Here is a 14372-nt window from a genome sequence, read left to right on the forward strand (position 1 = left end):
AGCCGTTTAATTCAGGATCCAGGTACCGTTAGCGCTGTCTTTGCAGGCTTTGCTGTTGCCATCCACATCGACGCAGGTCGCCTTTTTACGCGCCTTAGGACGAATGGCCTGTTTACGAACGGTCGCTTCGTACTGGTCGGCTTTGATAACGGCACGCATCGGGACGTAGCCAATCAGCTGGTCGTTCCCCTCATCGGCGAGCGCCATCCAGTAGTGTTCAACCTGCCCCAGCACCACATAAGTTTTGCCGGTATCCAGCGTACGGATAACCTTTCCGCCAAAATCAGGACGGCTCATCAGGGAGGCCGGGTACATGGCGCGATAAGGCTCGTTAAGCGGGGTGAATTCCGTTGGCGGCACCACGGCGTGACGGTGAGTCAGGGTGACGCCGTTGACCTGGCTGGTCACAATCGTGTCGTCGGTGATTGCCGGTTTCTGTGGCGCTTTACAGCCCGCCACCGCCATTACAAACAGAAGTGAAAACAGTACGCGCATTTTCATATGCTTTTCCGTAGCGATATTTTGATGATGGAGATAAGGGGATGAAATTTGACTTAGGTGCTATTGTTAAAATAGTCAGGATAATTTCGGGGTGTTACTAATTTTAAGGCATAGCTACCGCACGAGCCCTTCAGAATAAGGCCCAGCGTCTTCCTGACATATTTTGACAAACGGTAAACAAGTTTACATGAGCTTGCCTGCAATTCAATATTTCCTGCCTGACAAGTGGTGCTTAAAGAAGCACATGAATGATTATAGGATTAATCTGAGAAAAAAATATGATTTAAGCGCGACCCTCTATTTCACCCGCCAGACAACCAGTTATCCAATTGATATTTAAAGATTAACCCCAAAAAAGAATTACTTTCATTACCGCAGTCACTCTATTATTACTACTACCATAACTAGTAGATTTTGGCTTTTTGTGAGGTGAAGAAAATATATCCAGTATGAATTATTTGTTGCATTAGCCATGTAACATTAATTACTGGAAGGGGTAAGATGAATATATGAAGCTTATTCAGCAGGGTTGAAAAAAGTTAATTTTGCACTTCAAAATAAGTTTCTCTTTTAGCCATTACTTTTTCCCCGTTATTATCACCTGGATATTATAACAATTAAGCGTTGCTACACCATTTATGACGTTTCCCTCGATGAAATTGTGAAGCATTCCCTTTTCTGTTCGGATTCGCTTTGCTGCAAACCACGCAACCTTCATTTGAAATTTCACCCTGACTACATTATCGCCCCGCTACCGCCATCGCTCAGACTGAACACATGATAGATATAATTTATTATTAAAATGATAAAATTTCGTTATAATTTCTTTAAATAGTTACACATACACCGATTTAACCCATTGTTATAAATATGATTACAGGCAAGAGCTATAACTCGATCGCATGGGTTCCCCTTTATGCCAGTCATTGCTTTTGCTTATTACCCAGCCGTTGCGCGATCAAACACGTCAGGAGTATGTATGAACACGAAAAGACGATCAGTTCCCGGTATCAGACACTATGATGGTCCTGCCGGCGGCTGGGGCGCGTTAAAAGCGACGGCCATTGCGGTACGTACTCAAATGGATACCTTTGAAGCCCCCGCTACGCTGCTGCGCACCAACCAGCCTGACGGTTTTGACTGCCCGGGCTGCGCGTGGCCCGATAAAGAACACAAATCAACGTTCCAGTTCTGTGAAAACGGCGCCAAGGCGGTGACATGGGAAGCGACCAGCAAGCGCGTGACGCCCGCGTTTCTGGCGGAAAACAGCGTCTCCTCGCTGCTGGTAAAATCGGACTTTGAGCTGGAAGGTTACGGGCGTCTGACGCATCCCCTGCGCTATGACCGGACTAGCGATACCTTCCGGCCCGTCGACTGGGACGAGGCGTTTCAACGCATTGGGGAAATCTTGCGCGGGCTCGAACCGGACCAGGTCGAGTTCTATACCTCCGGACGTGCCTCCAACGAAGCGGCGTATCTGTTCCAGCTGTTCGCCCGGGAGTACGGCACCAATAACTTCCCGGACTGCTCGAATATGTGTCACGAGGCCACAAGCGTCGGCTTGCCTCGCTCCATCGGGATTGGGAAAGGTACCGTCTCGCTGGACGACTTCGACAAGACCGAGCTGGTGATCTCCATCGGTCATAACCCCGGCACGAACCATCCGCGAATGATGGGGACCCTTCATGAGCTGGCTCGTCGCAACGTGCCGATTATCGTCTTCAACCCGCTTCGCGAGCGCGCCCTCGAACGTTTTGCGGATCCGCAAAGCGTGATTGAAATGGCAACCTATAGCTCTACGGATATCGCCTCAACCTACTTCCAGGTGAAGGCCGGGGGCGATGCTGCCGCGCTGAAAGGTATTGCTAAACATCTTCTTGAAATGGAGGCCGAACGCGGTAACGTGCTCGATCGTACCTTTATAGCAGAACACACCCAGGGCCTTGACGACTTTGCTGCCGATATCACGCAGACCCGCTGGGATGACATCGAGCGCGAATCCGGGCTCAGCCAGGCAGCACTCAAAAAGGTGGCCGAGGCCTATGCAAAATCAAACGCCACCATCATTACTTATGGAATGGGGATTACCCAGCACAATAAAGGCACGGCCAACGTCCGCCTGATTGCTGACGTGCTGCTCCTGCGCGGGAATATCGGCAAGCCCGGCGCGGGGATCTGCCCCCTGCGCGGCCACTCAAACGTTCAGGGGAACCGCACCGTCGGGATTAGCGAGAAGCCCACCCCCGCCTTCCTGACGCGTTTGAAAGAGGTGTTTGGCTTTGAGCCCCCTTCCCGTCACGGGCATGATGCGGTGCAGGCGACGCAGGCCATGATCGACGGTCGCGCAAAAGCGCTCATTTGCCTCGGCGGGAACTTTGCCGTTGCGATGCCCGATCACGAACGGGGTTTTCCGGCGATGGGTAACCTGGATTTGAGCGTGCACGTTGGCACCAAGCTCAACCGTACCCATCTGCTGGTGGGCAAAGAGACCTTTATTTTCCCGTGCCTCGGCCGCACCGAGCTGGATATGCAGGCCACCGGCCGTCAGTCCATTACCGTTGAAGACTCCATGTCGATGGTGCACGCCTCCTCCGGCAAGCTAAAACCCGCCTCGCCGTTACTCCGCTCGGAGCCCGCCATCGTGGCAGGCCTTGCGAAAGCCACGCTGTCGGATACCCGTGTAGACTGGACGACGCTGGTCGAGGATTACGACCGCATCCGCGATCTGATTGAGCAGACCATCCCGGGCTTCGAGAACTACAATGCGCGGATCCGCGTTCCCGGCGGCTTCCGCATGCCGCTGCCGCCGACGCAGCGTATCTGGCCGACCGCGACGGGCAAAGCGATGTTTTCGGTATTCGACGGCGTACACGAGAACGCCAGCGGCGAAGGCGAGCATGTTCTGCGCCTGATTACGCTGCGCAGCCACGATCAGTACAACACCACCATTTACGCCCTGGACGACCGCTACCGCGGCGTGTTTGGGCGCCGCGACGTGCTGTTTATGAACGAAGAGGATATGGCGCAGTCGGGGCTGGAACACGGCGATCGCGTGGATATTGAAACCGCCCTGCCCGGCAGCGCTCAGCGTCTGGAGGATATTACCGTGGTGGCGTACAACATCGCCCAGGGCTCCGTCGGGGCCTATTACCCGGAGGCCAACGTGCTGGTGCCGCTCGATTATCTCGATAAGGACAGCGGTACGCCGTCGTATAAATCGGTTCCGGTTCGCATTACCCTGCGCTCGAAAGAGATCCGCATGCTGTAAGGCTTCACGCGCAGAGAAGAGTGATGGACATAAAACAGTTAAAATATTTACTCGCGCTCGACGAAACCCGCCATTTTGGTAAAGCGGCCTCGCGGTGCAATATCACCCAGCCGACCCTCTCCATGCGCATCCGCAGCCTGGAAGAGGAGCTCGGGCTGGTGCTGATTGTGCGCGGACAGCGCTTTGAAGGGTTTACACCGGAGGGTGAACGTATTCTGGCGTGGGCGCGCGCACTGCTCGCCGCGCACGACGGATTGCAGGCGGAAGCCGCGCTGTGCAAAGGTCAGGTGGTGGGGGAATTACGTCTGGGGATGGTGCCGTTGGCGAGCGTGGATCCGATGATCTTTATCCGCCAGCTGACGCAAAAGTACCCGGAGCTGACCTACAGCCTCTATTCTATGTCTTCGGCGCAGATTGCGGACGGCGTCAGCCGCAACCAGCTGGAACTGGGGATTTGCTATCTCAACAGCATCGACACCAGCCTGTTTGATATTATCCAGCTTCCTAAAACGAAGATGGGCCTGCTGCACGATACCCGTCATTTCCAGTTGGACCAGACACCGCTCACCTGGCGCGATCTGACGGATTTTCCGCTGGGGTTCCTGACCAAAGGGATGCACTACCGGGCGCATATGGAGGCCAGCTTTAAATCAGCCGGCATCGAACCCAGGTCCGTTTTCGAGAGCGACTCCACATACCAGATCATTCAGGCGGTTCAGAGCGGCGTGTGCTGCGCCGTGATGCCGCTGAACAACGGGCTTGAGGAACTGAACAACAATTTCAGGATCGTCCCCATCGCCGATGCGAACGTTGAGGCCCCCGTCGGCCTGATTATGCGCAGGCAGAAGCCCGTCTCCTCGCTGGCGCTGCGCTGTTTTACCGACGCACAGGCGATTTTTCACACGGTCAATGCGGCGTAAGCCTGGCGCGTCACCACGCTAAAACCGCCGATCAGAACCGCGACACAAACCTCCCGGTATTCCGGCGCGCTCACCAGCTCGCGTAGCGCATCGCGAATGGCACTGAGTGTTTCGGGGGACGTGCGTTGCGACGTGATTAATGGCAGCCCAGGCGTAAGCGGGGTACGATCGATCGCCGCCAGCCCCGCAAGCCGTTCCGGCTCATGACGTTCCAGCAGCGCCCAGGTCACGCAGTCGATGGCGGCGATATCGCTTTTCCCGCGCTGGACGTCAATCAGGGACTGACGGTGACTGCCGCTGAATGACGTTTGTGAGAAAAATGGCCCGTCAACAATCAGGGGAGCCACCTTTTTTCGCAGTGCGTTATAGCCGGACTGCGAGTCTACCGAATTACAGACCGCCCGACGTCCGCGAAAATCCGCCAGCGTCAGGTGCCGATCCTCCTCGCGCGCCACCAGAAAGCTGCGGTACTGGAACCCTTCGCAGCCCTCCGCGGTGTAGTGAAAACAGCCCACCACCTGCACGTCCGGGAGCTGCGTGACCAGCGGGTAGCCGCACGTCTGGCTGAGGATAAGCTCAGGCTGCCGCCAGTGGGTCAGCAGGTCAGACTCCGGCCAGCCGGGAACAGGATCGACGGGCACATCCCGTGCGGCCAGCAGACGCTGCACCGCCAGCCAGAGCGCGCGGGTGTCGGCGCGATCCACGGCGTACATGGGAAGCGCCAGCAGGTTACTCATACCTCTCCTCCTGTTGTTTTCCGGGATGAACGGTGACCTCCACAGGCCGGGTCCAGAACTGGCGTAGCCAGTCACCGTAGCCCCTGACCACAAAGCCGTGGTTACGCTGCCGGTACGCCTCCCGATTTTGCCGGTAGATCGTCGGTAACCCGTACCAGGGAACGCCCGGTAAATCGTGGTGAATGGAATGGTAGTTGAGATTCAAAAACAGCACCCGCCAGAACAGCCCGGCCTCGTTAATGACCGATCGCGCGAGCGGATCGTCCGCCGCCCGATGTTCGTAAAACGACCGGACCTTGGTCAGCGCCAGCGCCGGATAGCTTACCGCCAGCACAAACCAGACGGGTGAAAAGCCGTGATGCGCCATCCACGCGAAAAGCGCCGCCAGCAGCAGAGCGTGAACCAGCCACATCGCCATTGCCCGCGGCTGACGATGACGAAACGCCGTCACGGCGCTGCCCAGCGACTGAAGGATATCCAGTAGCGGCGCCAGTGCCAGCCGCCCGAAAAAGGTATTCCGGGCGCGGATCGCGCGTTTCTGCCACGGCGAAAAACGTGCCCAGCTCTCGTCGGTAAAATAGTACGACTCCGGGTCATCCACCGGATCGGTCAGGCTATGGTGCCGATGATGCGCAAGATGGGAATCCCGGTACAGGCCGTACGGATACCAGACCGCCAGCGGGAGCGTGCCCAGCAGCTGGTTAAGCCAGGCGAAACGGGTGGGATGTCCGTGGATCAGCTCATGCTGCAGCGACATGTACCAGGCGGTAAACCCGATGAGCAGCAGCGTGGCGGGCAGCAGGCCCAGCGTTTGCCAGAACGCCAGCGTGGCAAACCAGCCGGCATAAATAGTGACGATCAACAGCCACGTGGGCAGTTCGCTTCGCCATATAAAACCCGATGCGAGATGGCGGATTTGTTCGCGCTGTTGCGGATGTAAATAGAGGGAGTTTCGTTGACTCATTCCTTCAGACGCCGTTTCGCCAGAGACAGTGCCCTGACGATCCGGGATAACGCCTGAAATAACAAAGAACTTAAATCGCTTTGCTTTGCCAGAAATGTGGGGGCACGCGCCGCTTGACTTATTTTGTGGTAAAGGTACTTTTCAGGACATGAAGAAAATTTTAATTATCGTTCCCGACGGTGGCATGCTGTTTGAAGCCGCCGGTATCGCCGACATTCTGATGCAGGCCAACCGGCTGCATCCGGAAGGGCTTTCCCGGCCCCGCTACCGTATTATCATCGCCACCACGCAGCCTCACCAGGTGATCCACGGCCAGTCCGGTCTGAACCTGCTGGCGGACTATCGTCTGCCGGAGCTGGATCCGCGCGAACCGCTGGACACCATTATCATCACCGGACGCGGGATGAACGAGCAGGAAAGCACGGCGGTGGTGGACTGGCTGCACCTCGCTGCGCCGCATGCCCGGCGGGTAGCCTCTATCTGCGGCGGCGCGATGCTGCTGGCCCAGACCGGCCTTCTGGACGGTCGTCGCGCCACCACCCACTGGCGGCTGCTGGAGACAATGCAAGCCCGGTATCCGTCTATCCATGTCGAAGCGGGCCCGCTGTACATTCAGGATGGCCCCATCTGGACCTCCGGCGGCGTCAGTTCCGGGTTCGACCTGACCCTCGCGCTGGTGGAGGACGACTACGGATTTACCCTCGCCCGCGACGTGGCGCAGGATATGGTGATGTACCTGCGACGTCCCGGCGGACAGCTGCAGTTTAGCCGCTATAGCCTGCAGCAGCCTGGCACATCGGGGCCCATAAGCGAGCTGCAAACCTGGATCCTGCAGAACCTCACCGCCGACCTGTGCGTGGAAAATCTGGCCGAAAAGGTGGCGATGAGCCCGCGCAATTTTACCCGGGTATTTACCCGCGACGCGGGCGTCTCGCCTGCCCGCTACGTGACCGAAGCGCGCCTGGCCGCCGCCCGGCAGCTGCTTGAGCAGACCCATGATCCCCTTGATCGCGTTGCCGAGCAAAGCGGGTTTGGCACCAGCATTAATTTGCGCCGCATCTTTGAGAAGCAGCTTCACCTCACGCCCGGCGAGTACCGCCAGCGATTCCACTGCCGCAAGATGGCGTAATCTGATCCTTTTTTGTCATTTACGCCAACCAGCCCGACGCCTACAGTGACTCCAGACAACAGAGATAAGGAGTGCACCATGGTTAAGGTCGGTATTAACGGTTTCGGCCGTATCGGACGTAATTTCCTGCGCGCGGCGCTGGGTAACCCGGCTCTTCAGATTGTGGCCATTAACGATCTGACGGACAGTAAAACCCTCGCCCATCTGCTGAAACATGATTCCCTTCTGGGCAAACTGCCCGCGCCCGTTGAAGCGGCTGACGGCGCGCTGCAGGTGGACGGTCAGCGGATCACGGTGTTTAGCGAGCGCGATCCGGCAAATATCCCGTGGCGCGATGTCGGCGTTGACGTGGTGATAGAGGCCACCGGCTTCTTTACCGAGCGGGAAAAAGCAGCGGTGCACGTCACGCACGGTGGTGCAAAGCGCGTCATCATCTCCGCGCCCGGCAAGAATGACGATCTGACGGTTGTGATGGGGGTGAACCACGATCGCTACGACCCGGCTCAGCATTTGGTCGTCAGTAACGGGAGCTGCACCACGAACGGCCTGGCGCCGGCGGCTCAGGTGCTGCATCAACAGTTCGGGATTGAGCATGGTCTGATGAACACGACGCACGCCTACACCAACAGCCAGGCGCTGCACGACCAGCCGGAGAAAGATCTGCGCGGCGCGCGCGCGGCGGCGCTGTCGATTGTGCCTTACTCCAGCGGCGCGGCGAAAGCGCTGGGCAAAGTCATTCCCTCACTGGACGGCAAACTCACCGGGTACTCTCTGCGCGTGCCGGTTCCGGTGGTGTCGATTGTGGATCTAACGGTAACGCTCAGCCGGAACGTAACCGCCGAAGAGGTGAATGACGCGTTCCGTAACGCGGCAGCCAGCGGGCCGCTGAAAGACATTCTGGGCTATAGCGATGAACCGCTGGTCTCCAGCGACTATCAGGGCGACCCGCGTTCCTCCATTATCGACGGGCTTTCCACGCTGGTGATTGGCGGGAACATGGTGAAGATCCTGGCGTGGTATGACAACGAGTGGGGCTTCTCTAACCGCCTGGTGGATCTGGCGGTGTGGATGGATAAGAAAGGGCTGTAAGCCTGGGGCCGGGTGGCGCAAGCGCTCACCCGGCAAATAAATTACTCCGCTTTGACCTTCACGCCCATCAACACAACCACCATCGCCGTCACCAGCAGCAACCCGCTTCCGGCGAATACTCCGCTGGCACCGTTAAGGTCAAATACCGCTCCGCCCACGGCCGCACCGGCACTGATTGCCAGCTGAATTGAGGCCACCAGCAGCCCTCCTGCACTTTCGGCTTCATCCGGAACGGTGGTAGCAAGCCAGGTTGACCAGCCTACCGGAACCAGACCAAACGCAAAGCCCCACAGCGCCACCAGGAACCCGTCCAGCATCGCCAGATGGCCAAACGCCACCATCGCCAGCGCCAGTATGCCCATGGCGAACGGCACCAGCGCCAGCGTCAGGCGCAGATTACGTGCCAGCAGGTGCCCGGCAACGGAAGTACCGACAAAGTTCGCCAGCCCAAAGCCCAGCAGGATCAGTGAAATGGTCTCAACGTTCGCCTGCCCCACCGTTTCCAGGAATGGGCGCAGGTAGGTAAAGAAGGCGAAATGGCCGCTGAAGATCAGAATAGTGGCCAGCATGCCGCCGATCATCCCCGGACGACGCAGCACGCGGAACAACGTGCTCAGGCTACCGCTGCTCTCCGGCTTCATGGACGGCAGTACCCAGATCTGCCACAGCAGCGCCAGCATGCTCGGCAGAATGCAGAGCACAAAGACGTTGCGCCAGCCAATCAGGCTGCCCAGATAGCTCCCCAGCGGGGCCGCAACCACGGTGGCAATCGACACGCTGGAGAAGATCACCGCCAGCGCTTTCGGCACCTTATCCGCCGGAACCAGACGCATCGTCGTGGCCGTCGACATCGCCCAGAACCCACCGATGGCGACCCCTAACAGCAGGCGCCCCATCAGAAGGACGTGCAGCGTGGGCGCAAAGGCCACCAGCAGGCTGGAGATGATTTGCAGCACAGAGAAAAACATCAATACCCAGCGACGGTCGATATTTTTGGTCGCCGGGGCGATCAACAGGCCGGTCACCAGCGCCACCAGCGCGGTGGCGGTGACGGCCTGCCCGGCCATGCCCTCACTGACGCCCAGGCTCGCGGCCATCGGCGTCAGCAAACTGGCCGGCAGGAACTCTGCCGTTATCAAACCAAACACGCCCAGCCCCAGTGAATAGACGGCCCGCCAGGCGGGTCTGGCAGGCGCAACGGCCTCTCTCGCCGCGACACATGAATTCATCTGTTATTCTCCCGTTATAAAAATGTGACAACTGTCGCAAAAGCATAGAGGGTTCACCGTGGACGATCTATGACATATAATCTCCACTTATTGATTATTCGTCCGGAGTTGCGCCATGACCGTACAGTCCCCCGATTTGATCAGCGAACTTTTACGCGGCATGCGCCTGTCGGGCGTGAAATACCGGCGGATTGAAGCCAGCGCGCCGTTTGGCGTGGCGTTCCACCAGGCACCCGGTAAGGCGCAGTTCCATTTTGTGAGCCACGGAAGCGCCCTGCTCCGAATGGACAGCGGCGCAACGTTTGAACTGAGCAGCGGCGACGCGCTGTTTATTCCTGGCGGTAATTCTCATGCCCTGCTCTCTGACGCGCAGGCAGCCATTACCCCGGTGAATGCCTTTCCCAGCGAGCCTATCTGCGGCTCGGTCTGTGCGATTACCTGCGAGCCCTGTCCGGAGAACGAGAACACCATCATCTTTAGCGGGTGTATGGATTTTGAGCTCGGCGGGATGCAGCCGCTGATTAAAGCGATGCCGGAAGTGATGATGGTCAGCCGACTGATGTCCACCTGGCCGGAAATCCATCCGCTGCTGGCGGCCATGGAGCGCGAGTCAATGACGCGACAGGTCGGGTTTGCCGGGATCCTCGCCCGGCTGGCTGACGTGGTGGCGGCGCTGATCGTCCGCGGCTGGGTTGAGGCTGGCTGCGGGAAAGCCACCGGCTGGGTGCAGGTCTTACGCGACCCGCGGCTGAGCAGGGCCATTTATGCCATGCACCAGCAGCCTGGCCTGAACTGGAGCGTGGCGGAACTGGCAAAAGAAGCGGGCACCTCCCGCTCCGTGTTTGCCGAACGGTTTCTGGCCGCGACGGGAACCACCCCGGCAAAGTATCTCAGCGAACTGAGAATGCGGCTGGCGATTCAGTACATTCGTCACGAAAACCAGCCGATTGAAACGGTTGCACTCAGGCTGGGTTACGGATCGCTGGCAGCGTTTAGCCGGGCCTTTAAGCGCATCATTGGCCATGCGCCGGGCACGCTGCGGGAAGCCAGCCAGACCCCGGAAGAGATCTGACCGGCAGGCTGGCATCAGAAATAGTATTTAAAGCGCACGCGGCCACCGTAGCGGTCGTCGTTTTTATTATCACCCTCTTTCGGAGAAGCGTTGACCCAGGACGCATACGCGCCCAGATAGACGTTGAAGTTTTTCATCTTCATGACGTTCGGGATCAGGTACGACGTATGGATGGTATGAATGTCATACTCGCCCGGGTCAGAGATCCAGCAGTCGTTCTCACACTCTGCGTCAAATGTCGAGGTATTGAATTCGTCGATTTCGTTATGGGCGTAGATATAACCCAGCTCAAAATTATGCCAGAGGGCATTGATGCCTGAGGTAAAGTCGGTTTCGCCCGTCGCGTCCAGGTAAGCCGTGTTGAGGTTTATAACCACCCCGTCCTGCGGATCGGTTTTGAGCCCGTCCCAGGTCATAGTAAACCCGTAGCCGGTACGGTCGGATTGATCGACCCAGCGCCCTGCGTCGTCGCGATAGCCGTATGCGTTGTTCACCAGGTTGGTCTCCATGGCGACCGCGGTGGAAAACGGCCCGTCCTGCCACGAGATGACCGGGCGCACGTAGGCCACATTTTTATCGTTCTCAAGTTCTGCGCCGTGATAACGCTGGTCGACGTACAAATCGCTGCCGTCTTTAAACAGGGTATTAAGCTCAAAATACCAGTTATCCAGCGTCTTGCTCATCAGGAAGTTGCCCCCGCTGTCGGTTCGCCCGCGGCCCTCTTTCAGCATATAGATATAACCGTAGCCATCGCTGTAGAGATCGTCTGCGGTATTTCCTGAGTATTCCACAAAGGTATCCTGATTGAGCGGGAACATATCGTACGCTTCGAAGCGTCCGACTTTAATTTCCCAGTCGTTCTCAGAACCAAAGAAGAATACCGCATCATCGAGGTACATTTTTCCGACGAGATCGCCGAGGGGCTGTACGGAAAATCCGGCAAAATTGCCGTTATCCATTTTACGATAACCATCAAAGCCTAATAAAATACGTCCGTTAATATCCCAGCGTTCTTTATCTCCTGGTGCCCAGTCGCTATTAGCGCTTTGCCTAACAGAAGTCAGACTGCCGGTCTTACTCGCGGCATCCATATTAAACTCGACGTCGCCATAAAATTTAATATCACCATACCCTGAAAGCGTCAGCTTTGGAGGTTCGGCTTTGCTCACCGGCTCTTCCGACCGCACAACAACGGCGGATGCTGCCTGCGCGGCGGCCGCCTGCTGCTGTTTAAGCTCCTGAATTTGCGCTTCCAGTTGCGCCAGCTTTTCTTCCACGTTCGTCGAGGGTTGTGCCGCGAAAAGCGCGCCGGAATAGAATGCACTTATCAGTATTACCGTTTTTTTTAATTTCATAGAATCCATCCTGATTATAAAAGTGAATACGCAAATATTGAGCATCGCCATTTCGACCAAATACTCATTGGGGTGCTATTATGTTTTTTGATAAGTGAATTATGAATTTTAACTTGTGTGATCGGCGCAGAGAAAACATCTCACGATGAACAAAAGAAATACTATTTACTTCACACTCTTATTCCATTAATCACATCAATATTTTAATGCGTAATGTATATAATTATTTAAAGGCATAATTGTTCTAACACCATTTACACAACAAATCCTTCCGGACAGGGCGTGCGAAGCGGTAAATTGTCTGGTTCTGCGCAAAATGGGATATTCAACACGCGAAGCGGGCGATATTCGTCTAAGGTTTTCAGGTGATTGATAACAGCGGTCACGCTGCTCAGGAATACAGGAGACGAACCGATGATAAGACCTCGTACTTTACGCCCTGCCCTTTTGCACCTCGCGCTAGGAGGCGCGCTACTCGGTGTGGCAACGATGGGCTATGCCGACGAAAAGCCAGCCTATCAGAAAAATTCACCCGATATTTTGCTTGGCCCTCTGTTTAATGACGTGCAGAGTGCCAAACTGTTTCCCGATCAGAAAACCTTCGCTGATGCCGTTCCCAAAAGCGACCCGCTGATGATTCTGGCGGATTATCGGATGCAGCACACCCAGACAAGTTTTGACCTGCGCCACTTTGTGGAGATGAACTTCACGCTGCCTGAGGAAGGTGAAAAATATGTGCCGCCTGCGGGACAAAGTTTACGTGAACACATTGACGACCTCTGGCCTGTACTGACGCGCACCACGGATAAAGCCAGCAACAAATGGGATTCCCTGCTGCCGTTACCGAAGCCTTACGTGGTGCCCGGCGGGCGCTTTCGCGAGGTCTACTACTGGGACAGCTATTTCACCATGCTGGGCCTGGCGGAGAGCGGCCACTGGGACAAAATCAGCGATATGGTGGATAACTTCGCCTGGGAAATTGATACCTTTGGCCATATCCCCAACGGCAACCGCAGCTACTACCTGAGCCGCTCCCAGCCGCCGTTCTTCTCATTGATGGTTGAACTGCTGGCGACCCACGACGACGATGCACTGAAGAAATACCGTCCGCAGATGGAGAAAGAGTACGCCTACTGGATGGAGGGCGTAGAGAGCCTTCAGCCTGGGCAAGCTAACCAGCGCGTGGTGAAGCTGGATGACGGTTCGGTCCTCAACCGCTACTGGGACGATCGCGATACCCCGCGCCCGGAGTCCTGGCTTGACGATATCACCACGGCGAAGAGTAATCCTAACCGCCCCGCCACGGAGATCTACCGCGATTTGCGCTCCGCAGCCGCCTCTGGCTGGGACTTTAGCTCCCGCTGGATGGACGATCCGCAAAAGCTCGGCACCATCCGCACCACCAGCATTGTGCCCGTCGATCTCAACGCCCTGATGTTTAAAATGGAAAAATTGCTTGCGCGAGCGAGCCAGGAGGCAGGGGACAGCGCGGCGGCGAGTAAATATGAAGCACTGGCAACCGCACGTCAGAAAGCCATTGAGCGCCATCTGTGGAATGATAAAGAGGGCTGGTACGCCGATTACGATCTCAAGAGCAAGAAGGTGCGCAACCAGCTCACGGCAGCTGCCCTCTTCCCACTTTACGTGAAGGCGGCGGCGCAGGATCGTGCCGATAAAGTCGCCGCGGCCACCTCCGCGCGCCTGTTGAAACCGGGCGGTATTACCACCACTACCATCAACAGCGGCCAGCAGTGGGATGCGCCAAACGGCTGGGCGCCGCTGCAGTGGGTGGCAACGGAAGGGTTGCAGAACTATGGGCAGAACAAGGTGGCGATGGACGTAACCTGGCGCTTCCTGAAGAACGTTCAGCATACTTACGACCGCGAGAAGAAGCTGGTGGAAAAGTATGATGTCTCTTCTACCGGTACCGGCGGTGGCGGCGGAGAGTACCCGCTGCAGGATGGGTTCGGCTGGAGCAACGGCGTGACGCTGAAAATGCTGGATCTGGTTTGTCCTAAAGAGAAACCGTGCGACAGCGTGCCGGAAAATCAGCCTGCGGCGAACGATGAGGCTGCGCCGGTGAAAGCTGCGGCGCAGTAAGGGTATTG

General features: G+C 56.9%; 11 protein-coding genes. 6 read left to right on the forward strand and 5 right to left on the reverse strand.

Annotation, left to right across the window (positions count from 1 at the left end):
* Positions 1-6: 6 nt before the first annotated feature.
* A complete protein-coding gene (locus tag ACR42C_RS13445) occupies positions 7-501 on the reverse strand; it encodes an SH3 domain-containing protein (protein ID WP_163329910.1) in 495 nt (164 codons plus the stop codon).
* Positions 502-1480: 979 nt separating this feature from the next.
* On the opposite strand from ACR42C_RS13445, the gene ACR42C_RS13450 reads away from it, so the two are divergent.
* Together ACR42C_RS13450 and ACR42C_RS13455 are read left to right on the forward strand one after the other, a co-directional pair.
* Complete coding sequence (locus tag ACR42C_RS13450) at positions 1481-3769, forward strand: FdhF/YdeP family oxidoreductase (protein ID WP_479984215.1); 2289 nt, start codon at positions 1481-1483, stop codon at positions 3767-3769.
* Between the two features lie 23 nt (positions 3770-3792).
* Entirely contained in the window at positions 3793-4689 is an 897-nt protein-coding gene (locus tag ACR42C_RS13455) for a LysR family transcriptional regulator (protein WP_116339312.1), read from the forward strand.
* On the opposite strand, the gene ACR42C_RS13460 is transcribed toward ACR42C_RS13455, so the two are convergent.
* Positions 4668-5426, reverse strand: coding sequence for a phosphate/phosphite/phosphonate ABC transporter substrate-binding protein (locus tag ACR42C_RS13460; protein ID WP_116339310.1), 759 nt, complete (start codon positions 5424-5426; stop codon positions 4668-4670). The genes ACR42C_RS13455 and ACR42C_RS13460 overlap by 22 nt on opposite strands.
* Entirely contained in the window at positions 5419-6390 is a 972-nt protein-coding gene (locus tag ACR42C_RS13465) for a fatty acid desaturase (protein WP_479984216.1), read from the reverse strand. The genes ACR42C_RS13460 and ACR42C_RS13465 overlap by 8 nt, the downstream gene beginning before the upstream one ends.
* Positions 6391-6538: 148 nt before the next feature.
* Between ACR42C_RS13465 and ACR42C_RS13470 the strand changes: the two genes are divergently transcribed.
* Both ACR42C_RS13470 and gap read left to right on the forward strand, forming a co-directional pair.
* Positions 6539-7519: a GlxA family transcriptional regulator gene (locus ACR42C_RS13470; RefSeq protein WP_163329905.1), complete on the forward strand. Its 981-nt coding sequence runs from the start codon at positions 6539-6541 to the stop codon at positions 7517-7519.
* A gap of 78 nt (positions 7520-7597) precedes the next feature.
* The gene (gene gap / locus ACR42C_RS13475) at positions 7598-8608 is read left to right on the forward strand and encodes a type I glyceraldehyde-3-phosphate dehydrogenase (protein WP_116339304.1); all 1011 of its coding nucleotides are present in this window, start codon (positions 7598-7600) and stop codon (positions 8606-8608) included.
* Positions 8609-8649: 41 nt separating this feature from the next.
* Here the strand turns inward: gap and ACR42C_RS13480 are convergent, their stop codons facing one another.
* Positions 8650-9837 (reverse strand): MFS transporter, encoded by a 1188-nt coding sequence (locus ACR42C_RS13480; RefSeq protein ID WP_116339302.1) that lies wholly within the window; start codon positions 9835-9837, stop codon positions 8650-8652.
* A gap of 115 nt (positions 9838-9952) precedes the next feature.
* Here ACR42C_RS13480 and ACR42C_RS13485 point away from each other — a divergent pair, with 115 nt between their 5' ends.
* The gene (locus ACR42C_RS13485) at positions 9953-10909 is read left to right on the forward strand and encodes an AraC family transcriptional regulator (RefSeq protein ID WP_116339300.1); all 957 of its coding nucleotides are present in this window, start codon (positions 9953-9955) and stop codon (positions 10907-10909) included.
* Positions 10910-10923: 14 nt separating this feature from the next.
* Here ACR42C_RS13485 and ACR42C_RS13490 read toward each other — a convergent pair whose 3' ends face one another.
* A complete protein-coding gene (locus ACR42C_RS13490; protein WP_479984217.1) occupies positions 10924-12264 on the reverse strand; it encodes a carbohydrate porin in 1341 nt (446 codons plus the stop codon).
* A 414-nt stretch (positions 12265-12678) separates the two neighbouring features.
* On the opposite strand from ACR42C_RS13490, the gene ACR42C_RS13495 reads away from it, so the two are divergent.
* Positions 12679-14364 carry an alpha,alpha-trehalase gene (locus tag ACR42C_RS13495; RefSeq protein WP_192984512.1) on the forward strand — a complete coding sequence of 562 codons (1686 nt, stop codon included), beginning with the start codon at positions 12679-12681 and terminating at the stop codon, positions 14362-14364.
* Positions 14365-14372 lie beyond the last annotated feature (8 nt).

The organism is Enterobacter sp. MG-EB028 (assembly GCF_056673305.1).